General features: G+C 60.9%; 20 protein-coding genes and 4 pseudogenes. 18 read left to right on the top strand and 6 right to left on the bottom strand.

Going from position 1 to position 23,431, the window contains the following annotated elements; genetic code table 11:
- Nucleotides 1-97: 97 nt before the first annotated feature.
- From AC0V2S_RS14665 to AC0V2S_RS14590, 16 genes and pseudogenes are all read left to right on the top strand, one after another.
- Nucleotides 98-2,061, top strand: a pseudogene (locus AC0V2S_RS14665) (methyl-accepting chemotaxis protein).
- 203 nt (nt 2,062-2,264) lie between these two features.
- Nucleotides 2,265-4,043 (top strand): protein-disulfide reductase DsbD, encoded by a 1,779-nt coding sequence (locus AC0V2S_RS14660; protein ID WP_475510383.1) that lies wholly within the window; start codon nt 2,265-2,267, stop codon nt 4,041-4,043.
- Between the two features lie 129 nt (nt 4,044-4,172).
- The gene (gene aroQ, locus AC0V2S_RS14655) at nt 4,173-4,616 is read left to right on the top strand and encodes a type II 3-dehydroquinate dehydratase (RefSeq protein WP_108098429.1); all 444 of its coding nucleotides are present in this window, start codon (nt 4,173-4,175) and stop codon (nt 4,614-4,616) included.
- A gap of 23 nt (nt 4,617-4,639) precedes the next feature.
- Nucleotides 4,640-5,095: an acetyl-CoA carboxylase biotin carboxyl carrier protein gene (gene accB, locus AC0V2S_RS14650; protein WP_475510382.1), complete on the top strand. Its 456-nt coding sequence runs from the start codon at nt 4,640-4,642 to the stop codon at nt 5,093-5,095.
- A gap of 17 nt (nt 5,096-5,112) precedes the next feature.
- A complete protein-coding gene (gene accC / locus AC0V2S_RS14645; RefSeq protein ID WP_475510381.1) occupies nt 5,113-6,456 on the top strand; it encodes an acetyl-CoA carboxylase biotin carboxylase subunit in 1,344 nt (447 codons plus the stop codon).
- A 64-nt stretch (nt 6,457-6,520) separates the two neighbouring features.
- Nucleotides 6,521-7,372, top strand: coding sequence for an EI24 domain-containing protein (locus tag AC0V2S_RS14640; RefSeq protein ID WP_475510380.1), 852 nt, complete (start codon nt 6,521-6,523; stop codon nt 7,370-7,372).
- 39 nt (nt 7,373-7,411) lie between these two features.
- On the top strand, nt 7,412-8,290 hold the full coding sequence (prmA, locus tag AC0V2S_RS14635) for a 50S ribosomal protein L11 methyltransferase (RefSeq protein ID WP_475510379.1): 879 nt from the start codon (nt 7,412-7,414) through the stop codon (nt 8,288-8,290).
- A gap of 67 nt (nt 8,291-8,357) precedes the next feature.
- Nucleotides 8,358-8,429, top strand: a pseudogene (locus AC0V2S_RS14630) (MJ0042-type zinc finger domain-containing protein); the annotation flags it as partial.
- Between the two features lie 29 nt (nt 8,430-8,458).
- Nucleotides 8,459-9,703, top strand: coding sequence for a DUF3426 domain-containing protein (locus AC0V2S_RS14625; RefSeq protein ID WP_475510378.1), 1,245 nt, complete (start codon nt 8,459-8,461; stop codon nt 9,701-9,703).
- Nucleotides 9,704-9,870: 167 nt separating this feature from the next.
- A complete protein-coding gene (gene dusB / locus AC0V2S_RS14620) occupies nt 9,871-10,869 on the top strand; it encodes a tRNA dihydrouridine synthase DusB (RefSeq protein ID WP_475510377.1) in 999 nt (332 codons plus the stop codon).
- On the top strand, nt 10,866-11,186 hold the full coding sequence (fis, locus tag AC0V2S_RS14615) for a DNA-binding transcriptional regulator Fis (RefSeq protein WP_108098422.1): 321 nt from the start codon (nt 10,866-10,868) through the stop codon (nt 11,184-11,186). The genes dusB and fis overlap by 4 nt, the downstream gene beginning before the upstream one ends.
- Before the next feature lie 82 nt (nt 11,187-11,268).
- Nucleotides 11,269-12,876 (top strand): bifunctional phosphoribosylaminoimidazolecarboxamide formyltransferase/IMP cyclohydrolase, encoded by a 1,608-nt coding sequence (purH, locus tag AC0V2S_RS14610; RefSeq protein WP_475510376.1) that lies wholly within the window; start codon nt 11,269-11,271, stop codon nt 12,874-12,876.
- A 116-nt stretch (nt 12,877-12,992) separates the two neighbouring features.
- Nucleotides 12,993-14,282, top strand: coding sequence for a phosphoribosylamine--glycine ligase (gene purD / locus AC0V2S_RS14605; RefSeq protein WP_475510375.1), 1,290 nt, complete (start codon nt 12,993-12,995; stop codon nt 14,280-14,282).
- A 125-nt stretch (nt 14,283-14,407) separates the two neighbouring features.
- Nucleotides 14,408-17,194 (top strand): response regulator, encoded by a 2,787-nt coding sequence (locus AC0V2S_RS14600; RefSeq protein ID WP_475510374.1) that lies wholly within the window; start codon nt 14,408-14,410, stop codon nt 17,192-17,194.
- 33 nt (nt 17,195-17,227) lie between these two features.
- Nucleotides 17,228-17,827 carry a MarC family protein gene (locus AC0V2S_RS14595; RefSeq protein ID WP_475510373.1) on the top strand — a complete coding sequence of 200 codons (600 nt, stop codon included), beginning with the start codon at nt 17,228-17,230 and terminating at the stop codon, nt 17,825-17,827.
- Between the two features lie 210 nt (nt 17,828-18,037).
- A complete protein-coding gene (locus AC0V2S_RS14590) occupies nt 18,038-19,303 on the top strand; it encodes an Hsp70 family protein (protein WP_475510372.1) in 1,266 nt (421 codons plus the stop codon).
- Between the two features lie 135 nt (nt 19,304-19,438).
- Here AC0V2S_RS14590 and AC0V2S_RS14585 read toward each other — a convergent pair whose 3' ends face one another.
- Entirely contained in the window at nt 19,439-19,873 is a 435-nt protein-coding gene (locus AC0V2S_RS14585; protein WP_475510371.1) for a GreA/GreB family elongation factor, read from the bottom strand.
- A gap of 214 nt (nt 19,874-20,087) precedes the next feature.
- Here AC0V2S_RS14585 and AC0V2S_RS14580 point away from each other — a divergent pair, with 214 nt between their 5' ends.
- The gene (locus AC0V2S_RS14580; RefSeq protein ID WP_475510370.1) at nt 20,088-20,288 is read left to right on the top strand and encodes a hypothetical protein; all 201 of its coding nucleotides are present in this window, start codon (nt 20,088-20,090) and stop codon (nt 20,286-20,288) included.
- On the opposite strand, the gene AC0V2S_RS14575 is transcribed toward AC0V2S_RS14580, so the two are convergent.
- Nucleotides 20,289-20,645, bottom strand: coding sequence for a hypothetical protein (locus AC0V2S_RS14575; RefSeq protein ID WP_475510369.1), 357 nt, complete (start codon nt 20,643-20,645; stop codon nt 20,289-20,291).
- 122 nt (nt 20,646-20,767) lie between these two features.
- On the opposite strand from AC0V2S_RS14575, the gene osmE reads away from it, so the two are divergent.
- Nucleotides 20,768-21,106, top strand: coding sequence for an osmotically-inducible lipoprotein OsmE (osmE, locus tag AC0V2S_RS14570; protein WP_475510368.1), 339 nt, complete (start codon nt 20,768-20,770; stop codon nt 21,104-21,106).
- 105 nt (nt 21,107-21,211) lie between these two features.
- Here the strand turns inward: osmE and can are convergent.
- The 4 genes and pseudogenes from can to AC0V2S_RS14550 all read right to left on the bottom strand — a co-directional run.
- Nucleotides 21,212-21,858: pseudogene (gene can / locus AC0V2S_RS14565) on the bottom strand (carbonate dehydratase).
- 693 nt (nt 21,859-22,551) lie between these two features.
- Nucleotides 22,552-22,755 (bottom strand): hypothetical protein, encoded by a 204-nt coding sequence (locus AC0V2S_RS14560; RefSeq protein ID WP_475510367.1) that lies wholly within the window; start codon nt 22,753-22,755, stop codon nt 22,552-22,554.
- A gap of 77 nt (nt 22,756-22,832) precedes the next feature.
- Nucleotides 22,833-23,030: a hypothetical protein gene (locus AC0V2S_RS14555; protein ID WP_475510366.1), complete on the bottom strand. Its 198-nt coding sequence runs from the start codon at nt 23,028-23,030 to the stop codon at nt 22,833-22,835.
- A gap of 159 nt (nt 23,031-23,189) precedes the next feature.
- Nucleotides 23,190-23,431, bottom strand: a pseudogene (locus AC0V2S_RS14550) (hypothetical protein); the annotation flags it as partial.

The raw sequence follows: 23,431 nt of genomic DNA, 5'->3' as shown, positions 1-23,431 counted from the left end.
ACGCTGTCATCAGCCTGCAATGAAAGAGCAATAAATTCAGGACTTTACAGCCAGTCATGGCGTTTTGACGCCATGTGTTATCGGTCGAGTCCTGTCTATGCGCCTAAAACACCTCACCAACTTCAACACCTCCCTGCTGGTTGCCGTGTGCCTGGCTTTGGCGGCCACGCTCTGGTGGTCGCAGCGTGCGCTGGAGCGTCCGTATCAGCTGATGGAGCAGTACCTGAATCTGTCGCAGCGGTTTCAGGTCGAGGTGGCCAAGAATATTCAGGACTACCTGGCCAGCGGCGACGCCCTGCGCCATAGCAGCGCCAGCCAGGCTATCGACGGTTTGCAGAAAGCCACCGATGAACTGCCGTCGGAACTGGCCGCCAACCTGCGCCCGAGCCTGAGCGACTTGCAGACCTTCACCAGCAATGAACTGCTGGCCGCCGGTAAACTGGCCGGCGACCCACAAGGTTTGCTGCTGCAAGCCGAACGGGAAATTTCCGGGGCACTGGAGCAACTGAGCGCCTACGCCGACAGCGGTTCGGCCGATCAGAGCGCCGCCTACCGCGCGCCATTGTTCAGTGCCGCCGTACACCTGAGTCGCCTCGGCCACGCGCGCGGCAAACTGGTAAGCAGCGGAAAAGATGAATTGGCCGGCGATGTGGAGCGCGAAGTAACCGTACTCAGCCAGCAGGCCGATGTGCTGCAAGCGCTGCCGCTGCTGGGTGTGGCCGATGCCAGCAACTCCGGCTCCGACGACTTCGCCTCGATGATGGGCATTGCCAGCGACACCAGCGCCAGCCAGGCCGAAGACCGTGGCATCGGCCTGAAGCGCGACCTGGTCAGCTTGATCAAACGCTACCCGGCAGAACTCACCCGCACCCGCGAGCTGATTCAAACCCGCAGCGCCCTGGCGAGCAAAACCAGCGACAAGCTCAACGCTAGCCAACACGCCCTCGACGAACTGGCCCAGCGGTGCGCGCCGAATACGGCCGCATTCAACTGCAAGTGCGCGTGCTACAAGGCGCCATGATTGGTTTGATTCTGTTGATCGCGCTGGTCATCGACCGTATCCAGCGGCGCCTGAGTACCGTGCTAAGCCGCCTGGCGCCATCGCTGTCGGCCTGGGCCCAGGGCAACTTTGCCGAAGGCATCGTGCTGGACTCCAATACCCGTGAGCTGCGCGATATCGAAGAATCGCTGAACCGCCTGCGCGCTTACCTGGTGGACTTGGTGGGCACCATTCGCCAGCACGCTGAACAGGTGGCCGGCAGCAGCCGTACCTTGGCCGAGCTGAGCCATGGCTTGCACAGCGGCGCCGAACGGCAGGCCGGCGACACCGAACAGATTCGCGATGCCTTGGGCGACCTCGAATCCACCATTCAACAAGTGGCCGGGGACGCCAGCCAGGCCGCCGATGCCAGCCGTGAAGCGGGCCGCGCGTTGGAACAAGGGCAAACGGTGATCGGCCAGAGCCTGACCGGCATGCATACATTGGTCAGCGAAGTGCAGGGCAACGCCCAGGCCATCGAACGCCTGGCCGCCGAAACCGCCACCATCGGCGGCGTGCTGACGGTGATTCGCTCAATTGCCGACCAGACCAATTTGCTCGCACTGAACGCAGCGATTGAAGCGGCGCGCGCCGGTGAAAGCGGGCGTGGGTTTGCAGTGGTGGCAGAAGAAGTTCGTACCTTGGCGCAGCGCACCGCCGGCGCTACCGGGGAAATTCAGCAGTTGATCGGTCGGCTGCAACAAGCGGCCGGGCAATCACTGGAAGCCATGCGTGCGCAGGTGGGGCATGCCGAGGCGACTGCCAGTCAGGCCCAGGCGGCCGATGGGGCGCTGGATGAAATTGTTACGGCCATTCGCACCATCGCCAGCATGGCCGAACGGATTGCCGATGCCACAGCGCAGCAAAGTGGCGCGGTGAGTGAGATTCGTGGGCACAGTGAGCGCATTCACCAATTGGGCGGCGACAACCTGGAGCGCATCGATCATGGGCGTAGTCAGGGTGAGCAGTTGCAGGCGCTGGGTGGGCAGTTGCATACGGCGGTGCAGGCGTTTCGCGTTTGATCCGACACTCTGGATCCCAGCCTACGCTGGGATGACGGAAGTATTGTTGAGTTCACCGTCATTCCCGCGAAGGCGGGAATCCAGAATCGCGAACGTTGTCGACGTTAAGCGCCCTACTGAAACCTCGTGTGTCCTTTCGCCCAAGGCCACGCGCCGGCGCTTTCCGCTATGATTGCGCGCACTTTCCTCTTAGCGAGATTTCCATGCGCCGCCTGCTCAGCCTGTTTCTGCTGTTGCTCGCCCTGCCTGTCAGCGCCAGTCTTCTGGATAACCGCCCCAGCGCCACCCTCGGCGCGCCGCTGAATAACAGCGCCGACTTCCTGCCGGTGCGTGAGGCGTTCAAGTTGAGCGTGGTGGATAACACCGCCGACAAGGTCACCCTGCGTTTTGTCGCCACCGACGGCTATTACCTGTACCGCCACCGTTTTCAATTCCGCATCGAACCGGCCGACGTCGGCAATGGCCCCGCGCAATTGCCGCCGGGCGAGAAAAAACACGACGAGTATTTCGGCGACGTGGAGGTGTACCACGGCATTCTCGATGTCGAACTTCCACTGAAAAATGCCTACAACCTGCCCTACACCCTGTACGTCACCTACCAGGGCTGCGCCGACAAAGGCCTGTGTTATCCACCGGAAACCGAGCGTCTGGAGCTCGATGGCAAGGGCGCACCAAGCAATGTGCCGGCGGCCAGCAGCGCCGCCCCGGTCGCCGGTTGGGGCTGGCATGAATTGCTGCTGTTCTTTATTGCCGGCCTGGGCCTGACCTTTACCCCGTGCGTGTTGCCGATGCTGCCGATTCTCTCGGGCGTAGTGCTGCGCGGGCAGATTGGCGGGCTGCGTGGTTTGAGTTTGTCGCTGGCCTATGTGCTGCCGATGGCGGCCTGCTTTGCCCTGCTCGGCGCACTGATGGGCGTGTTCGGCGCCGAATTGAATCTGCAGGCGCGGCTGCAATCGGCCTGGGTGCTGGTGCCTTTCGCGCTGTTCTTCGGCCTGTTTGCATTGGCGATGTTTGGCGTGTTCGAACTGCGTTTGCCGCGCTTTATCAGCGAACCGCTGGACCGTATGGCGGGCAACGCCAAAGGCGGCTCGTTGTGGGGCGCGGCGCTGCTGGGCGTGGTATCGAGCCTGCTGGTTTCGCCGTGCGTGTCGGCGCCATTGGCCGGAGCCCTTCTTTATATCAGCGCCAGTGGCGATGCCTTTGGCGGCGGCTTGAAGTTGTTTGCCCTTGGCCTGGGCATGGGCACGCCGTTGGTGTTGTTTGCCGTCGGCGGCGGCACCTTGCTGCCCAAGGGCGGCAACTGGATGGTGACGGTGCGCAACGCCTTTGGCGTGTTGCTGCTGGCGGTGTCGGTGTGGATGCTCGAACGCGTACTACCGCCGAGCCTGGCGCTGGCGTTGTGGGGCTTGCTGGCAGTGGGCGTGGCGCTGTTTCTCGGCGCGCTGGAGTTCAGCTACAAAGCGCCGCGTGCGCGCTTGGCGCAATTGCTGGGCCTGGTGTTGCTGGTGTACGGCATCACGGCGTGGATCGGTGCGTTGCAGGGTGAAAGCGATCCGCTGCGCCCGCTGGGTCGCCCGGTCGCCAGTGTTGCCGCTCCCGGTGCCGCGCCCGTGGCCGACACTTGGCAAACCGTCAAAACTCCCGCCGAACTGGACGCCGCGTTCGCCGCTGCCAAGGCCGCCAACCAGCCGCTACTGCTGGATTGGTATGCCGACTGGTGCATCAGCTGCAAGGTGATCGAGCGTGAAGTGCTGCATGCACCGGAGGTCACCAGCCAGCTTGGCCGCTATCGCCTGGTGCGCTTCGACATCACCGACAGCAACGAAGAACAACGCACCCTGCTCAACCGCTACAAGCTGTTCGGCCCGCCCGCCATTCTGTTTTTTGCGCCCAATGGTGACGAATGGGTCGATGTCCGTGTCGTAGGAGAGATTGACGCGAAAACCTTCGCCGAACGCCTGCGTACGGCGGCCGCGTACTGACGAGCAGACCTATATTTGCAGCAATCTGCTGCTATCGTGCTAGCTACTGCTGAGAACTGGACATGCCCAACCTGGCTGCGGCATAGTCCGGCGCAGCGTCGATTAGCAAAACAATAAGGAAACACCCTCATGGCCACCTTGCTGGTGCTGCATGGTCCCAACCTGAATTTGTTGGGCACGCGCGAACCAGGCGTCTACGGCGCCACCACCCTGGAACAGATCAACCTCGATCTGGAGCGCCGCGCCCGCGAGGCCGGCCACCACCTGATGTACTTGCAGAGCAATGCCGAGTACGAGCTGATCGAGCGGATTCACGCGGCTCGCAGCGAGGCGGTGGACTTCATTCTTATCAATCCGGCAGCTTTTACGCATACAAGCGTCGCATTACGTGACGCGTTGCTGGCGGTGAGCATCCCATTCATCGAAGTGCACCTCTCCAACGTGCACAAGAGAGAACCTTTCCGCCATCACTCCTACTTTTCGGATGTTGCTGTAGGTGTGATCTGCGGCCTTGGCGCCAGCGGTTACCGGCTGGCCCTGGAGGCTGCCCTCGAACAACTTGAACGCCCCTGACCTCTTCCCGGGAGTTGCTACTTATGGATATTCGTAAAGTTAAGAAATTGATCGAGCTGCTGGAAGAATCCGGCATCGATGAGCTGGAGATCCGTGAGGGCGAAGAGTCCGTACGCATCAGCCGTCACGGCAAACAGCCGCAATACGCCCCTGCTCCACAAGTGTTCGCCGCCCCAGCACCTGCCGCTGCACCAGTGGCTGCTGCGCCGGTTGCCGACGCTGCACCTGCTGTCGCCAAGCTCAATGGCAACGTGGTTCGCTCGCCAATGGTCGGTACCTTCTACCGCACCCCGGCGCCTACCTCGCCAGCTTTCGTTGAAGTCGGTCAGAGCGTGAAGAAAGGCGACATTCTGTGCATCGTCGAAGCCATGAAAATGATGAACCACATCGAAGCTGAAACCAGCGGCGTCATCGAATCCATCTTGGTGGAAAACGGCCAGCCGGTTGAGTACGACCAACCGCTGTTCACCATCGTTTGAACCGCGGAGAGCCTCCAATGCTGGAAAAAGTGCTGATCGCCAACCGCGGCGAAATTGCCTTGCGCATCCTGCGCGCCTGCAAAGAGCTGGGCATCAAGACCGTCGCGGTGTATTCCACCGCCGACCGTGAGCTGATGCACCTGGGCCTGGCAGACGAGACGGTGTGTATCGGCCCTGCCCCCGCGAACAAATCCTACCTGCATATTCCGGCAATCATCGCCGCAGCCGAAGTGACCGGCGCCACCGCCATTCACCCAGGCTATGGCTTTCTCGCCGAGAACGCCGACTTCGCCGAGCAGGTAGAGAAATCCGGTTTTGCCTTTATCGGCCCGAAAGCTGACACCATCCGCCTGATGGGCGACAAGGTGTCGGCCAAGCACGCCATGATCGCCGCGGGCGTACCGACCGTTCCAGGCTCTGACGGCCCGCTGCCCGAAGATGAAGAAACCGCCCTGCGCATTGGCCGCGAAGTCGGCTACCCGGTGATCATCAAAGCCGCTGGCGGCGGCGGTGGTCGCGGCATGCGTGTGGTGCACGACGAAGATGACCTGATCAAATCGGCCAAGCTGACCCGTACCGAAGCCGGTGCTGCGTTCGGCAACCCGATGGTGTATCTCGAGAAGTTCCTCACCAACCCACGTCACGTGGAAGTGCAGGTACTGTCCGACGGCCAGGGCAACGCCATTCACCTGGGTGACCGTGACTGCTCGCTGCAGCGCCGCCACCAGAAGGTACTGGAAGAAGCGCCGGCCCCGGGCATCGACGAAAAAGCCCGCCAGGAAGTGTTCGCCCGTTGCGTCAAAGCCTGTATCGACATTGGCTACCGCGGCGCCGGCACCTTCGAGTTCTTGTACGAGAACGGTCACTTCTACTTTATCGAGATGAACACCCGCGTTCAGGTGGAGCACCCGGTATCGGAGATGGTCACTGGCATCGACATCGTCAAGGAGATGCTCAGCATCGCCGCTGGCAACAAGCTGTCGATCAAGCAGGAAGATGTGGTAATCCGCGGCCATGCCCTGGAATGCCGGATCAACGCCGAAGACCCGTCGACCTTTATGCCGAGCCCCGGCAAGGTCAAGCACTTCCATGCCCCTGGCGGCAATGGCGTGCGCGTGGACTCGCACCTGTACAGCGGCTACAGCGTTCCGCCGAACTATGACTCGCTGATCGGCAAGCTGATCACCTACGGGGCGACCCGTGACGAGGCCATGGCGCGGATGCGCAATGCGCTGGATGAGATTGTGGTGGACGGGATCAAGACCAATATCCCGCTGCACCGTGATCTGGTTCGTGACAAAGGTTTCTGCAAGGGTGGTGTCAATATTCACTATCTTGAGAAGAAGCTCGGAATTCACTAACCGAAATCGCTCCATGGGAAAGGCCGCTTGATGCGGCCTTTCTCGTTTCATAAGGACATGAATCATGGGCATCAAAGCATTCGCCGATAACACCGTTGCCGCCTTCGGCGAAGCATTCGTCTGCTTCGGCTTGGCCTTCAGGGACAGCCTGCGACCCGGCATTCTGTTGCGCTCGGCCGGCCTGTGCGTGCTGATGTTTGCCCTGTGGACCTGGGTGTTTTTCGAGCATTACCAACAGATCGGCACCGCCTGTGGCGCGCTGTCGCTATTCATTATTTATGGCGGCGCTGTGCTGGGCTTTTTGCCCAGCCTCGGTGGTGGCAGCGGCGGCAGCATGGGTGGCATGGCCGGGCCATTGGCGATGCTGGTGCTGTATGTCGCGGGGCTGGCGGTGGTTCTGGTCGTGGTGCTGTACACCGGCGCCATTGTTGCCAGCATCCGCCTGGCACTGCGCTGGGTGTTGATGAGTTCGGTGCGCGAGCGCTGCTTGCGCCATTACCCGCAGTTGCAACAGCGGGCCAAGGCCGACGGAAATTTGCTGCTCGGCGCCCGTTATGTGCTTGGGCCGTGGCTGGGCATCACCGTCGGCACCTTGCTTTGCCTGCTTATTCCTCTGGTCAACGGCATCCTGCTGCTGTTGTTGCTGGCCTACCTGAATGTGCGTTTTCTTACTCCGGCCGCCTTTGCCAATCTGGTCAGTAGCAGCGAACAACTGGACGCCATCGGCCGCCAGCGCGGCGCCATTCTGGCCTTTGGTGTGCTCATTGTGTTGCTAGCCTTGGTGCCCATTGCCAATCTGTTGTTGCCGGCGCTGCTGGCGGGCGGTGCCTGCCACCTCGGCTACCGAGGGCTGAACCCCGCGCGCCGCGCGGCTGGTGTGGGGCAGGCTGCTCAAGTAAGCTTGCCGCCCTGTTAAAGCCAGTCTTTCTTTGCACCGTCTTCGAGGTTGTTCGTTATGCCGTGGTTACAAGTCCGTCTCGCCATCAGCCCGGAACAGGCAGAAACCTACGAAGACGCCCTGCTGTCCGTGGGCGCGGTATCGGTAACCTTTATGGACGCCGAAGACCAACCGATTTACGAGCCGGACCTGGGCACCACCCCGCTGTGGTCGCGCACCCACCTGCTGGCGCTGTTCGAAGCCGACGTGGATGAAGCCAACCTACTCGCGCACCTCACCTTGTTGACGGGCGGCACGCTGCCGGACCATCACGTCGAGCGTATCGAAGATCAGGATTGGGAACGCAGCTGGATGGAAAACTTCCAGCCAATGCGTTTTGGTCAGCGCCTGTGGATTGTGCCGAGCTGGCACGCCGCGCCAGAGCCCGACGCGGTCAACCTGCTGCTCGATCCAGGCCTGGCGTTCGGCACCGGCACTCACCCCACCACCGCCCTGTGCCTGGAATGGCTGGACGGCCAGGAACTGAACGGCGTGGACGTAGTGGATTTCGGCTGCGGCTCGGGCATTCTCGCCATCGCTGCCTTGCTGCTGGGCGCCAAACAGGCCGTCGGCACAGACATCGACATACAGGCCCTGGAAGCCTCGCGTAATAACGCCGGGCGCAACGGTATCGACCCGGCCCGCTTCCCGCTGTACCTGCCCGAAGACTTGCCGCCGCAGCAAGCCGAGGTGGTGGTCGCGAACATTCTGGCCGGTCCGCTGGTCCAACTCGCTGGAACGATTACGGCGCTGGTCCAACCCAACGGCCTTCTGGCGCTGTCGGGTATCCTCGCCGAACAGGCCGAGGAAGTTCGTGCGGCATACACCGCTGAATTCGAGCTGGACCCCACCGCCGAAAAAGACGGCTGGGTACGTATTAGCGGCCGCCGCCGCTGAAGCTCGCCTGGCGCGAGCCTTGAGTTAAACTAGCCCCCGATCGATTTGCGCAACCCCGGAATACTGCATGACCGCCAGCTTCGTCACCCAATGCCCACATTGCCGCACCAGCTTTCGCGTTAGCAGTACGCAGCTGGGTGCCGCGCATGGCGCTGTGCGTTGCGGGGCGTGCCTGCATGTATTCAACGCGGCCCAGCAGATTCTCGACGAGCACCCGGTGCAGACGTTCATGCCCAAGGCGGCCGCGCCCAAACCGCCGGCGCCTCCGATACCCGCCCCGATCCCAGCACCACCTGCCCGGCAGCCGTCATTCCCACCGCCGGCAAAGCCACCAGCGAAACCCTATGGATTCACGACGATCTGGACCTGGACAGCCTCGACGAAGAGCTGGCCAAGCTGGAGCAGCAAGAACTGCAGCTGTCTAAAGAATTCATGTCGCTCGCGCCGGCGGCGGCCAACAAACCCAAAGACGATTTCCTCAAAGCGCCCGATCGTATCGACGATCAGCACGATGAAGGCTGGGCCGAAGCCCTGCTGAAAAAAGAAACCGCACCTGCTGTATCCAGCGACGGCATCGAGCCGCCCGCCCCAAGCCTGGCGCCACCGCCGCCGGTGTTTCGCGCCCGCCCGGTTGCAGTTGTAGAAGAAGCGCATGAGCCGGAGCCGGTCGACGCCGAGCCAACCCTGGGCAACGGCCGTATCGATGATGATGAAGACGACGACCTCGCGCCGGCCTTCAAGCTCAGCGCCGACCGCAGCTTCGACCGCTCGATGGACGACGAATCCGAAGAGAGCGCCTCCGAGCGCGATAACTTCTCGGCGGTAAAAAATCTCAACAAAACTGATCGCGCTGAACCTGCAATGCGCGATGACAGCCTGTTCCACCTGTCCGATGACCCGCTGCAACTGGACTGGCAGGAACAACGCAAACCCTGGGGCCGCTGGATAGGTTGGGGCCTGCTCAACCTGATCGGCGCCACCGCCTTGGCCACGCAGTACGTCGCCTACCATTTCGACGAGCTGGCCCGCCAAGACCAATACCGCCCGTGGTTCGAAGCCATGTGCCCGAACATCGGCTGCAACCTGCCTTCCAAGGTTGAAATCAGCCTGATCAAAAGCAGCAACCTGGTGGTGCGCAGCCACCCGGACTTCAATGGCGCACTGGTGGTCGATGCCATCATCTACAACCGCGCCACCTTCGCCCAGCCGTTCCCGTTGCTGGAAATCCGCTTTGCCGACCTGAATGGTCAACTGCTTGCCAGTCGTCGCTTCAAACCCAGCGAATACCTGGCGGGCGAATTGGCAGGCCAGGCCGAAATGCCACCGCAAACGCCGATTCATATCTCCCTGGACATCCTTGATCCGGGCAACAAAGCCGTGAATTACAGCCTGAGTTTTCACTCGCCCGAGTGATTTCCCACACGACGTTTTTGCCATTCAAGCGCGCGACCCGCGACTTTCTGACCCGGTAAAACTGTTCATAATTTATCCAAAACAGCCTTTCTCCAGTCATCGAGAGCGGGTATCATGCCAACCCTTTTTCGCACTCTCAGATCCGCCTTTCTCAGCAGGGAAGCCCCATGTCGGCGGTACGCATCGGCCCATACACATTGCCCAATCAGTTGATTCTCGCCCCGATGGCGGGTGTCACTGATCGCCCGTTTCGCCAGCTCTGCCGGCGCCTCGGAGCCGGCATGGTGGTATCGGAGATGGTGACCAGCGACATGAGTCTGTGGAACACACGCAAATCCAGTTTGCGTCTGATCCATGCCGGTGATCCCGAGCCTCGCTCGGTTCAGATAGCCGGTGGTGATCCTCAGATGCTGGCTGACGCCGCACGAGCTAACGTGGATCTGGGCGCGCAAATAATCGACATCAATATGGGTTGCCCGGCCAAAAAGGTCTGCAACAAGGCAGCCGGTTCTGCGCTGCTGAAAGACGAAGCCCTGGTCAGTGCGATTTTGCAGGCCGTGGTTGCCGCGGTAGACGTACCGGTAACCCTGAAAATTCGCACCGGTTGGGATCGCGACAATAAAAACGGCATCACCGTTGCGCGCATTGCCGAAGAGTGCGGCATTACCGCCCTCGCCGTTCATGGTCGTACCCGCGCAGATTTGTACACCGGTGAAGCCGAGTACGACACCATTGCCGCGATCAAGCAGGCCGTGTCGATTCCGGTGTTCGCCAATGGCGACATCACCTCGCCAGAGAAGGCCCGGCAGGTGCTCGACAGCACCGGGGTAGATGGGTTGTTGATTGGTCGTGCTGCTCAGGGCCGGCCGTGGATCTTTCGCGAGATCGAGCATTTTTTACGCACCGGCACTCACCTGCCGGCGCCGACGCTGTATGAGGTGGAACGCATTCTGCTAGAGCATCTGGCCGAACTGCACAGTTTCTACGGCGACGTGATGGGCCCGCGAATAGCGCGCAAACACGTTGGCTGGTACCTCGCCACCCTGCCGGGCGCCAGGGAGTTTCGCGCCCAATTCAATCGTCTGGAAAACACGGACGTGCAATGCGCCAGCGTTCGGCAGTTCTTCGCCGAACGTCACAACGATGGAGAAGAGGTGGCCGCATGACGATGATGACTGAGACTTTAGTGAGTGGAATTGCACCTGTGACCGATAACGTCAATTTGAAACAGCACCTCAACACGCCGAGCGATGAAGGCCAGACCTTACGCGGCAATGTGGAGAAGGCGCTGCACAACTACTTCGCCCACCTGGATGGGCAAGATGTGTGTGATGTCTACAACCTGGTGCTTTCCGAAGTCGAAGCACCGCTGCTGGAAACCGTGATGAATTACGTCAAGGGCAACCAGACCAAGGCTTCCGAATTGCTCGGCCTGAACCGCGGAACGCTGCGTAAAAAGCTCAAGCAATACGACCTGCTATAAACATGCACTCAAACGAAAAAGGGCGGACTGATCAAACAGCCGCCCTTTTTTGCTGATTTCTTCGCTTCAGATGGAAATTGAGATGACCGACCAAACCACCCGCCTACCCGTTCGCCGTGCCTTGATCAGCGTTTCCGACAAGACCGGCATCCTCGAGTTTGCCCGTGAGCTGTCCGCCCTTGGCGTGGAGATTCTGTCCACCGGCGGCACTTTCAAACTGCTCAAGGACAATGGCGTAGCCGCCGTCGAAGTCGCCGATTACACCGGCTTTGCGGAAATGATGGATGGCCGGGTGAAAACCCTGCACCCGAAAATCCACGGTGGCATTCTCGGTCGCCGCGGCACCGACGATGCAATCATGGCCGAGCATGGCATCAAGCCGATCGACTTGGTGGCGGTCAACCTCTACCCCTTCGAAGCAACCATTTCCAAGCCAGGCTGCGACCTGCCGACCGCCATCGAAAACATCGATATCGGCGGCCCGACCATGGTTCGCTCGGCTGCCAAGAACCACAAAGACGTGGCCATCGTGGTGAACGCCAGCGACTACGCCAACGTGCTGGAAAGCCTCAAGGCCGGCGGCCTCACCTACGCACAGCGTTTCGACCTGATGCTCAAGGCCTTCGAGCACACCGCCGCCTACGACGGCATGATCGCCAACTATATGGGCACCGTTAACCAGGCCGCTGAAACCCTGAGCACAGAAGGCCGCAGCGAATTTCCGCGCACCTTCAACAGCCAGTTCATCAAGGCCCAGGAAATGCGCTACGGCGAGAACCCGCACCAGAGCGCGGCGTTCTACGTGGAAGCCAAGCCCGCCGAAGTCAGCGTGGCCACCGCCACCCAGCTGCAAGGCAAAGAGCTGTCGTTCAACAACGTGGCCGACACCGACGCCGCGCTGGAATGCGTGAAGAGCTTCGTCAAACCGGCCTGCGTAATCGTCAAGCACGCCAACCCATGCGGCGTGGCTGTGGCCTTGGACAGCGAAGGCGGCATTCGCCAGGCCTATGAACTGGCCTACGCCACCGACACCGAATCGGCATTCGGCGGCATCATCGCCTTCAACCGTGAGCTGGACGCCGCCACCGCCAAGGCCATCGTTGACCGTCAGTTCGTCGAAGTCATCATCGCCCCGAGCGTAAGCGCTGAAGCTCGCGAAGTGGTCGCCGCCAAAGCCAACGTACGCCTGCTGGCCTGCGGTGAGTGGAACGCCGAGCGCGCTGCTGCCTGGGACTACAAACGCGTTAACGGCGGCCTGCTGGTACAGAGCCGCGACATCGGCATGATCACCGCCGACGACCTGAAAGTGGTCACCAAGCGCGCACCGACCGAGCAGGAAATTCACGACCTGATCTTTGCCTGGAAAGTGGCCAAGTACGTGAAGTCCAACGCCATCATCTACGCCAAGAACCGCCAGACCATCGGCGTCGGCGCTGGCCAGATGAGCCGAGTGAATTCGGCCCGTATTGCTGCCATCAAAGCCGAGCACGCTGGTCTGCAGGTGCAGGGCGCGGTCATGGCATCGGACGCGTTCTTCCCGTTCCGTGACGGCATCGATAACGCAGCGAAAAACGGCATCACCGCCGTGATTCAGCCGGGTGGTTCGATGCGCGATAACGAAGTGATTGCCGCAGCCGACGAAGCCGGCATCGCGATGGTCCTCACCTCGATGCGTCATTTCCGTCATTAATTGATGGGTTTCGCTGCGCTCTACCCATCCTACGGGTGAGCGCAGATTCGTAGGATGGGTAGAGCCGCAGGCGAAACCCATCAATACCGAATTCCAGCCCCACAGAGGCTTGCACCATGAATGTATTGATCATTGGCAGTGGCGGTCGTGAACACGCCCTGGCGTGGAAAGTCGCGCAAGACCCGCGCGTTGCAAAAGTATTCGTTGCACCCGGTAACGCCGGCACCGCCACCGAAGCCAAGTGCGAGAACGTGGCCATCGACGTATTGGCCCTGGAGCAACTGGCCGACTTCGCTGAAAAGAACGTCAGCCTGACCATCGTTGGCCCGGAAGCGCCGCTGGTCAAAGGCGTGGTCGACCTGTTCCGCAGCCGTAACCTGCGCTGCTTCGGCCCTACCGCCGGCGCCGCACAACTGGAAGGTTCCAAAGCCTTTACCAAGGACTTCCTGGCCCGCCACAACATCCCCACCGCCGACTACCAGAACTTCACCGAAGTAGAGCCAGCCCTGGCCTACCTGCGTGAAAAGGGCGCGCCGATCGTGATCAAGGCCGACGGCCTGGCCGCCGGTAAAGGCGTGATCGTCGCCATGACCCTGCAGGAAGCCGAAGACGCCGTGCGCGATATGCTCGCCGGCAATGCATTCGGTGACGCCGGCTCGCGTGTGGTGATCGAAGAGTTCCTGGACGGTGAAGAAGCCAGCTTTATCGTGATGGTCGACGGTAAGAACGTGCTGCCCATGGCCACCAGCCAAGACCACAAACGTGTAGGCGATGCCGACACCGGTCCGAACACCGGCGGCATGGGTGCGTATTCCCCGGCACCGGTGGTGACTGCTGAGGTACACCAGCGCGCGATGGACGAAGTCATCTGGCCGACCGTGCGTGGCATGGCGGCCGAGGGCAACGTGTACACCGGTTTCCTGTACGCCGGGCTGATGATCGACAAGGCCGGCAAGCCGAAAGTCATCGAGTTCAACTGCCGCTTTGGCGATCCGGAAACCCAGCCGATCATGCTGCGTTTGCAGTCCAGCCTGGTGCTGCTGATTGAAGGCGCGCTGGCCGAAGCCCTCGACAAGATCGAAGCTCAATGGGACCCGCGCCCAAGCCTGGGCGTCGTACTGGCCGCTGGTGGCTACCCCGGTGACTACGCCAAGGGCGTGGAAATCAAAGGCCTCGACGCGGCCGTCTCCGAACACGGCAAAGTGTTCCATGCCGGCACCACGCTGAGCGATGGCAAAGTGGTCACCGCCGGGGGCCGCGTACTGTGCGCCACCGCCCTAGGTGAAACCGTTTCGGCCGCACAAGCCAATGCATACGAGCTGACGAAAAAAGTCGATTGGGACGGTTGCTTCTACCGTAACGACATCGGCTATCGCGCGATTGCCCGCGAGCGTGGCGAAGATTGATCGCGTAATTACGCAATTGATCGGCAAAAACGCACAAAAGGCAGCCTTGATGGCTGCCTTTTGCGTATTACGTGAAGGGTTTGCTTGGCTATAATCCGACCACTCAAACCTGAAGGGATTTCATTGTGCGCGGGCTCAGGATTGCCATAGGACTTGTTGTCAGCCTCTTATTGGCTGCACTGTCACCACTGCCAGCCCTGGCAGCGGAGCAAGGCCAATGGTCTGCGCTGCTGGACCCGGACGCCAGCCTTACCCTCGACGACGTGCGCGCCAGCGGCAGCGTCGCGCGCTTCTCCCCTGTCGATATCCAGCAACTGGTTACCCCCGGCGACAACGTAGCCCAATGGCTGCATGTGCGCCTGCCCGGTAAAAACCGCGAACGCCTGCTGCGGGTGTTCGGCCCCTACCTCGGCCACCTCGATCTTTACGTGGTACGCGGCGGCGAACTGATCGCCACCACCCGCACCGGCAGCCAGACGCCGCTGGCCGAGCGGCCACTGCCTAGCCGTGACTTGCTGCTGCCACTGCCGGTGACCAGCGACATCCTCGACCTCTACCTGCGCCTGTCCAGCAGTCACGCGCTACGCCCGGCCATCAGCATCGATGACGCCAGCGCCATAGCCGCCGATGACTCGCGCCCACTGTTCTACGGCATGCTGCTGGCCGCCTTTGGCCTGCTGCTGCTCTACAACCTGGTGCGGTTCGCCTACACCCGTATTCGCAGCAGCTTGTGGCTGGCGTTGGCGCAGTTGAGCCTGCTCGGCACCAGCAGCACGCTGCTGGGCATCAGCTCGCCATACCTGGTGGGTTGGCCGGGGTTGCAAGTGCAGGCCGGCAATCTATCGATTCTGTTGGCCATGCTCTGCAGCCTGGCGTTCACCCTGAGCTTCTTCAAACGCGTACAACCCGCTGGCGTCTGGCGCCGGGTGTTGTTGGCCGAATGCGTGGCCGTCGGCTTGCTGGTGGTGGTGCTGCTGGTTGCCAGCCAGTTGCAGTTCAACCGCGTGGTGTACCTGGTCGCTGCCATCAGCAGTCTGAGCGTGCTGGTGGTGACCGCTTACCACTGGATGCATGGTTACAAACCGGCGCGGTTGTTCACCCTGGCGCAGCTGATTTTCAACCTGGCGTTTATCGGCGCCCTGCCCTCGCTGTTTGGTTATTGGTCGTACGATTCCGATTGGCTGGCCTACAACCTGCTGTGTTTTGCGGTGGTCACTGGCTTCTTGCAAAGCCTGGCACTCGCCGAGCGGCAGCTGCGCTTGCAACAGGAACACTTCGCCTACAGCCGTGACCAGGCGGCCAACTCCGCCGAGCTGCGGGCCAAGGCCGAATTCCTGGCCAAGATTAGCCACGAAATTCGCACTCCCATGAACGGCGTGCTGGGCATGACCGAACTGCTGCTGGGCACCCAGCTGTCGACCAAACAGCGCGACTACGTGCAAACCATCCACAGCTCCGGCAACGAACTGCTCACCCTGATCAACGAAATTCTCGACATCTCCAAACTGGAATCCGGGCAGATCGAGCTGGACGACGTGCAGTTCGACCTAAACGCCCTGATCGACGATTGCCTGGATATCTTCCGCGCCAAAGCCGAGCAGCAAAAAGTCGAGCTCATCAGCTTTATGCAGCCGCAAGTGCCGCGCGTGATCAGCGGCGACCCCACGCGCCTGCGGCAAACCCTGTTGAGCCTGCTGGACAACGCCTTCAAGCAAACCGACGAAGGCGAGATTCTGCTGGTGGTGGCCGTCGATACCAGCGGCGATACCCCGCGCCTGCGCATTGCCGTACAAGACAGCGGCCGGTCGCTGGACAGCGCCGAACGCGACGCCCTGCTCAACGCCGAACTGCACAGCAAAGACTTCCTCGCCGCCACCGGCGTGGGCGCGCGCCTGGGCCTGATCATCGCCCGGCAACTGGTGCGGTTGATGAGCGGCACCTTTGGTATTCAAAGCGGCGGCAACCAGGGCAACACCCTGTGGCTGACCTTGCCACTGGACGCCGAACGCCTGGAAAACCCGACCGCCGACCTCGACGGCCCGCTGCAAGGCGCGCGCCTGCTGGTGGTGGACGACAACGAAACCTGCCGCAAGGTACTGCTGCAACAATGCAGCGCCTGGGGCCTGACCGTGAGCGCCGTGCCGTCTGGCAAAGAGGCGTTAGCGCTGCTGCGCACCAAGGCCAATATCCGCGAATACTTCGACGTGGTGCTGCTGGATCAGGACATGCCCGGCATGACCGGCATGCAACTGGCCGCCAAGATCAAGGAAGACCCGAGCCTCAACCACGACGTGCTGCTCATCATGCTCACCGGCATCAGCAACGCGCCGAGCAAAATCATCGCGCGCAATGCCGGCATCAAACGCATCCTCGCCAAACCGGTGGCTGGCTACACGCTGAAAACCACCCTGGCCGACGAACTGGCCCAGCGCAAACCCGGCCTCGAACCGCGCAACTATGCGCCGGTGGTGGCGCCGCAAGACTTCCCCGAAGACTTCCGCATTCTGGTGGCTGAAGACAACAGCATTTCCACCAAAGTGATTCGCGGCATGCTCGGCAAACTCAACCTGCAGCCCGACACCGCCAGCAACGGCGAAGAAGCCCTGACCGCGATGAAAGCCCAGCAATACGACCTGGTGCTGATGGACTGCGAAATGCCGGTGATGGATGGTTTTTCTGCCACCGAACAACTGCGCGCATGGGAAGCCCAGGAGCAGCGCCAGCGCACCCCCGTGGTGGCGCTGACCGCGCATATTCTGTCCGAGCACAAGGAACGCGCGAAGCTCGTGGGCATGGACGGCCATATGGCCAAACCGGTGGAGCTGTCCAACCTGCGCGAGCTGGTGGAACACTGGGTGGCACAACGCAACGCCCGTCGCCAGGAAGAATCCGACTCGGCGCTGCCCCACTGACGTTCCCCTACTTTTCTGCCTGCGAGCCTGCCGATGCTGTCCACCCTGTTCAGCCTGTATTTGAAGATGCTGGTGCTCTATAGCCCGTTCTTCGTGCTGTCGTGTTTTATCGGGATGACCCGCGGCTACACCGTCAAAGAACGCAAAAAGCTCGCGTGGAAAGTGGCCGTCGGCGTGGTCATCGCCAGCAGCGTGCTGTACCTGTTCGGACAAAGCATCTTTACCGTGTTCGGCATCACCATCGACGCCTTCCGCATTGGTGCCGGCAGTGTGTTGTTCATCTCCGCCCTCGGCATGGCCCAGGGTCGGCCGGTGGTGCAGAGCGACAACCTGCAGCAAGACGTCACCATCGTGCCGCTGACCATTCCGCTCACCGTCGGCCCCGGCACCATCGGCGCCATGCTGGTAATGGGCGCCGGGCAGCCGCACTGGGACAGCAAGTTGATCGCGTTGGTGGCGATCGTGCTGGCCAGTCTCACCGTGGGGTTGGTGCTGTACCTCAGCGATATGTTCGAGCGGATTCTCGGCGATCAGGGCCTGGAGATTATTGGCCGGTTGATGGGGTTGTTTGTGTGTGCGCTGGCGGCGCAGATTATCTTCACCGGGATCAAGGGTTATCTGATTACTCCCTAAAACACCGTTGGTCTTCGTAGGAGCCAGCTCGCTGGCGAACCCTGCAAACACCATTCTCGAATACCTTTTCCAGGGTTCGCGACCAAGGTCGCTCCTACAGCACGTCGGGCGGCCGAGCAAAAACCCTTCATCGTTTTCGCAAACCTCACCGCGCATCACCTCCCACCTTCGCGTAAACTGCGCGGCCGTTTTTTGTACCCGGAATTCATCATGACCAACGCGCAATCTGCTCGTGCCATTGGCATCGACTTTGGCACGTCCAACTCCACCGTCGGCTGGCTACGCCCCGGCGAGCAATCGTTGCTTGTGTTGGAAGACGGAAAAATCACCCTGCCCTCGGTGGTCTTCTTCAACTTCGAAGAACGCCGCCCGGTGTACGGTCGCCTGGCCCTGCACGAGTACCTCGAAGGCTACGAAGGCCGCCTGATGCGCTCGCTGAAAAGCCTGCTGGGTTCCAAGCTGCTGAAAAGCGAAACCGCCGTATTGGGCAGCGCGCTGCCGTTCAAAGACATTCTCGGTTTCTTTATCGGCGAGCTGAAAACCCGCGCCGAAGCCGTGGCCGACCGCCCGTTCGAAGAAGTGGTATTGGGCCGCCCGGTGTTCTTTGTCGATGATGATGAAAAAGCTGATAAAGAAGCCGAAGACACCCTGGTCGCCGTCGCGAAAAAGCTCGGCTTCAAAGACGTGTCGTTCCAGTACGAACCCATCGCCGCCGCCTTCGACTACGAAAGCACCATCAGCCGCGAAGAGCTTGTTCTGATTGTCGACATCGGCGGTGGTACGTCCGACTTCTCGCTGATCCGCCTGGCCCCCGAGCGCCATATGCAACCCGAGCGGCAGAACGACATTCTGGCCACCGGCGGTGTGCATATCGGCGGTACCGACTTCGACAAACAGCTGAGCCTGGCCGGCGTGATGCCGCTGTTCGGCTACGGCAGCCGCATGAAAAACCAGGCCTATATGCCCACCAGCCACCACCTGAATATGGTGACCTGGCACACCATCAACGCCGTGTATTCGCAGCAAGCGCTGAACGCGCTGAAGAACATGCGTTACGACGCCATCGACACCGACGGCCTGGACCGCTTCTTCAAGCTGATCGAACAACGCGCCGGGCACTGGCTGGCGATGCAGGTTGAGCAGAGCAAGATCGAACTGACCGAAATGGACAGCCGCAACATTTCCCTGGAACGCGTCGAGCCAGGCCTGGTGGCCGAGCTGAACCGCCAGCTGTTCGATGAATCCATCGACGGCTTGCTGGGCAAGGTGAACGGCAGCGTGTTGCAGCTGTTGGCGGATGCCGGGGTGAGTACCGAGGATATCGACACGGTGTTTTTCACCGGTGGTTCGAGCGGCATTCCGGCGCTGCGCGCGAATATCCAGCGGCTGCTGCCGAATGCCCGTCACGCCGAAGGCGACACCTTCGGCAGTATCGGCAGTGGGTTGGCGATCGAAGCGAAGAAACGCTACGGCTAAAACGCCGCTTTGCTTTTTGTGGGAGAGGCTTCAGCCTCGATTGGCCAGGCCTGGAAAAGACGTTTCCAGGAATCGAGGCTGAAGCCTCTCCCACAGGATTTTATAGCGCTTCAACAATCTCCGATTCCTGCCCATTTACCCGTACAAAATCCCCGGCGCTTTGCCAAGCAAACTCTGCCCCATCGGCGATTGCGGCGTGATGCTCATCACCTCGCCCTCCTCGGTCGGCACTTTCATCCCCGCACCATCCGGCACCAGGAACAACCGCCGCTGTTGCCCGCTATCACTCTCCAGCAGCACCAGCGCACTCAACTGAATGCCTTTGTCGGCATCAAAATCACGCAGTTGCAGCGCACGAAACGCCAGCAATGCCTGCTCGATTTCCGCCACGCGCCGCGCCTGACCATGGGCCAGATAACCCGCCTCCAACCCCAGCGTGTCGTATTTGTTTTCGGCGACGTTTTCTTCGTGGGTGGCCGCTTCATGGGCGGTTTGCAGGGCGAGTTGGGCGTTATGCAGATCGGCGTTGAGCCGTTCGACAAAAAGCTGGTGAAGGTGGGTTTTGTTCATCGAAAACGGTATGCCTGAACGCTTGACGGGGGCAGCCCCTGGATCCCCGCCTTCGCGGGGATGACGGTGTTATTCCTATTTACTCCGTCATCCCCGCGAAGGCGGGGATCCAGAATCTTAAAGCGGCCGCCATTGTGTCGTTCACCGCAGTGTTTAAGGAAGGCTTTTGCTAGAGTTCGCCAACTGGCGCAAGCCGACCTGCCTGGAGTGCCACATGTCCCCGTTCAAGACCTTCGCCATCGTCATCTGCGCCACCCTGCTGAGTGCCTGCGGCCTCGGCGAAACCGCCGCCACCGCCGAGCTGCAAGCCAAACAGGCGCAGCAGGCGCAACAACAGATGCAAGACATGCAGAAGCAGATCGATGCCGCCAATGCCGTTAACAACGAGCGCTTGAAACAGGCTACCGAGCAGTAATCAGTTAGCCGGCACCAGGGTCATTTCCACCGGCTCGCCGGGGTTGTGCTGGCGCAATTGCAGAATGTCCTTGGTGGCCATCAGCACTTCGGTTTTGTAGCGCTGCCCTTCTTCGATCATTACCAGATCGGCACCGTCTTGCTGCCATTGGCCGAACGCCGGCTTGTTGCCGCTGGAGGCCAGCACCAGCGTGCCGTCGGACAGAAACACATAGAGCATGCCTTTGCTCACCGTCGGTGACTCGCTGACGCTCCATACCCGATTGACGAAACTGGCCGGCGCCGGCGGCTCCGAGCAAGCGCCCAGTAGCAGGCTGGCGAGCAGGGGCAGCGTGTAACGAAAACGTTTGGCGAACATGCAGGTGTCCTTGGTGTTCTTGTTATAGGAATAAGTAAGGGGCAAAAAACTCGAACTTAGTTCCCGACGGACGTCTCCAAAATGAGGTAAGCCGACAACGGCCCCCCACAAGGAAAGACACCATGTACAAAACCAAACTCCTCGCGGCTTTTTGTGCACTGGCAGCGGTTACAGGTTGCGCCAGTAAAATGGAAAATCCGGTCGACTACGTCACCTACCGCAATGAGCCCCTGGCCAAGCAAGTGGACGTTGGCATGACCAAGTCGCAAGTGCTGACCGTTGGCGGCCCACCCTCCACAGAACTCCATCGCACCGTGCGCTCGGGCACCTGCAATAACTATGTGATGGAGAAGGAAGGTTCCAAGCAGGTTTATTACGTGAGCTTTGACGCCAACGACCGCGTCGACGGCAAGGGCTTTATGACTTGTGAGCAAATGGAAACCAACGAGCGGAATATGTAAGGCGTCGATTCGCCCTACATCTGAAGATCAAAAACTCGAGGCTGAAGCCTCTCCCACAGGAAGCACGTTCTTTGTGGGAGAGGCTTCAGCCTCGATGCTTTTGATCTAGCTCTGGCCGAGAGGCCGCAAACGGTATTGCGGCGGGAGTTGCTCCATGCCGCTGACGGTGACGTTGAGGTTTTTCCAGCGGCCGTCTTTGATGCCGTAGATGCAGCCATGCACCGACAGCTTCTGCCCACGGTGCCAGGCGTTCTGAACGATGGTGGTGTGGCTCACGTTAGCCACTTGCTGAATCACGTTCAGCTCGCACAGACGGTCGACCTGCTCTTCTTCGGTCGGCAACTGCGCCAGGTGTTCGCGCTGCTCGTAGTACAGGTCGCGGATGGAGCGAATCCAGCCGTCGATCAACCCCAGCTGCACGTCTTTCATGGACGCCCGCACACCGCCGCAGCCGTAGTGGCCGGTGACCAGAATGTGTTTCACCTTGAGCACGTCCACCGCGTACTGAATCACCGACATGCAGTTGAGGTCAGTGTGCAGCACCACGTTGGCGACGTTGCGGTGTACGAACAAATCCCCCGGCAACATGCCGACGATTTCATTGGCCGGTACCCGCGCATCCGAGCAGCCGATCCACAGGTATTCGGGCACCTGCTGGCGGGCGAGCTTTTCGAAGAATTCCGGGTCTCCTGTTTGATGGACTCCGCCCAACGCTCGTTGTTGTCAAACAGCTGCTGCAGATCGTCACTCATACAGTCTCCCAGAAAGTCCGACGCGCACCCTACGGTGCGCTTGGTGCCTTTGACAAGCCGGCCGGCGAACAGGTCACAGCCTTAACGCGGCCGACGGCGCAGCGCCTGGCGCCAGCCACACAATCAATAGCAGCCCCAGCACCCACCACCACGCTCACGCCCCCACTGCAACGTACCGGCATAGCGGAACAACTCCGCAGGCGCAAAGCTCGGGGCACGCACCATAACGTGTTCAGCGGCCGCGCCGGTGGGTGGGGATATCGGCCAGAACCATCTCCATCGACGTCCGGCAGGCGGCGGATATGGTCGGCAGGCCCTGCCACTCCTTGTACTCCTGAATGCGGGAGTTTTGGGGGCGGTCGGCGTCGATTGATGGCGTCGTTCAGCTCGGCAATCGGCTTGCCGTTAAAGTCTTTGGGCACCACGGTCATCAGGCCTTTGCTCAGGTCGGAGATCAGCCAGGTAAAGCTGCCGACGTAACTGCTGCGCCAATGCTGTAGAGCTTGGGGTCTCAGGTCGAGGTCGTGGTAGCCCGCGCACCGCGTCGCCCAGCTCTACCCGGGCTGACGCGGTCGAACGGCACGCGGTTCGGGGCGGGGTAAGCTGGAAACGCAGACCGGCGACGCGCGGGAAGTAGCTGGCGCTGGTCGCGCATCTGATAGGCCAGCAGCAGCACTTCAAGGATTTTGTCTTTCACTTCCTGCCCGGTGACATAACACCTTCACGAGCGGATAGCCCGGCGCATCGTCCAGCTGGCCAATGGCCCAGCGGCGCGATACGGAACAGGTCAGACACCGCCTGCACGCCGGTACGGCCGGCCATCATGTCGTCGGAATGGTGCCGTTGTTGGGTAAAGGCGATATCGCTGCCAGTGGCATCGCGCAGGGCGTCGGTCACCAGGTTGGCGAGAGAATCGGGTCGTCGTGTTCGCGGGTCAGGGTTTTGTCGACCTTGGCCAGCGCTGGTCGAAGCGGTTAGCCCTTGGGCTCGAGCATCTGTTTGCTGACTTGCTGTTTGAAGTCTTCGACCTGGGTGGTGATCACGCCATCGCCCGGGGTCTGGTCGTTGATCGGTGCAGGCTTGTAATCGCCCGCAACTGAGTTTTGCCCGTCGTCGCCCAGGCGCATATGCAGTTCGCCCAGGTATTGGATTTCCGAACCGGCCTGCACCACCGGGGTTGACCGTTGACCAACACTGGTTGCGGCAACGCGGTGTGCGAGTGCCGCCCCCGACCACGATATCGATGCCCGGCAACTGCCTCGACATCTCCACTTCTTCGCCGCGCCAAGTGCCGTCGTCCTGCTGCGCCACGCCCATGTGCGAGAGCAGAATTACCACATCGACCTTGTCCTCCTCGCGGAGTTTTTTGACCATGGTTTTGTCGGTTTCAATGGGTCGGCAAAGGTCACCGGCTTGGTCATCGGCGACACGGCAATGGCGTTGTAGCCGAGCAGGCAAACAGACCGAAGCGGATGCCGCCTTCTCGACAATTTTGTACGGCACGATGCGCCCGGCGTCAGCGTGCGCCTTGAGGCTGTCGTCGCCGGGGCTGTTGGGTCGAACTGGATATTGC

The sequence above is a fragment of the Pseudomonas sp. CC11G genome (assembly GCF_056174845.1).
The sequence above is the reverse complement of the archived record's forward strand: the minus strand, read 5'-3'. Positions and strand labels throughout refer to the sequence as shown.

Coding starts and splice junctions, on each gene's coding strand:
- AC0V2S_RS14660 (WP_475510383.1), top strand. CDS start 2,265: ATGCGCCGCCTGCTCAGCCTGTTTCTGCTGTTGCTCGCCCTGCCTGTC.
- aroQ (WP_108098429.1), top strand. CDS start 4,173: ATGGCCACCTTGCTGGTGCTGCATGGTCCCAACCTGAATTTGTTGGGC.
- accB (WP_475510382.1), top strand. CDS start 4,640: ATGGATATTCGTAAAGTTAAGAAATTGATCGAGCTGCTGGAAGAATCC.
- accC (WP_475510381.1), top strand. CDS start 5,113: ATGCTGGAAAAAGTGCTGATCGCCAACCGCGGCGAAATTGCCTTGCGC.
- AC0V2S_RS14640 (WP_475510380.1), top strand. CDS start 6,521: ATGGGCATCAAAGCATTCGCCGATAACACCGTTGCCGCCTTCGGCGAA.
- prmA (WP_475510379.1), top strand. CDS start 7,412: ATGCCGTGGTTACAAGTCCGTCTCGCCATCAGCCCGGAACAGGCAGAA.
- dusB (WP_475510377.1), top strand. CDS start 9,871: ATGTCGGCGGTACGCATCGGCCCATACACATTGCCCAATCAGTTGATT.
- fis (WP_108098422.1), top strand. CDS start 10,866: ATGACGATGATGACTGAGACTTTAGTGAGTGGAATTGCACCTGTGACC.
- purH (WP_475510376.1), top strand. CDS start 11,269: ATGACCGACCAAACCACCCGCCTACCCGTTCGCCGTGCCTTGATCAGC.
- purD (WP_475510375.1), top strand. CDS start 12,993: ATGAATGTATTGATCATTGGCAGTGGCGGTCGTGAACACGCCCTGGCG.
- AC0V2S_RS14595 (WP_475510373.1), top strand. CDS start 17,228: ATGCTGTCCACCCTGTTCAGCCTGTATTTGAAGATGCTGGTGCTCTAT.
- AC0V2S_RS14590 (WP_475510372.1), top strand. CDS start 18,038: ATGACCAACGCGCAATCTGCTCGTGCCATTGGCATCGACTTTGGCACG.
- AC0V2S_RS14585 (WP_475510371.1), bottom strand. CDS start 19,873: ATGAACAAAACCCACCTTCACCAGCTTTTTGTCGAACGGCTCAACGCC.
- AC0V2S_RS14580 (WP_475510370.1), top strand. CDS start 20,088: ATGTCCCCGTTCAAGACCTTCGCCATCGTCATCTGCGCCACCCTGCTG.
- AC0V2S_RS14575 (WP_475510369.1), bottom strand. CDS start 20,645: ATGTTCGCCAAACGTTTTCGTTACACGCTGCCCCTGCTCGCCAGCCTG.
- osmE (WP_475510368.1), top strand. CDS start 20,768: ATGTACAAAACCAAACTCCTCGCGGCTTTTTGTGCACTGGCAGCGGTT.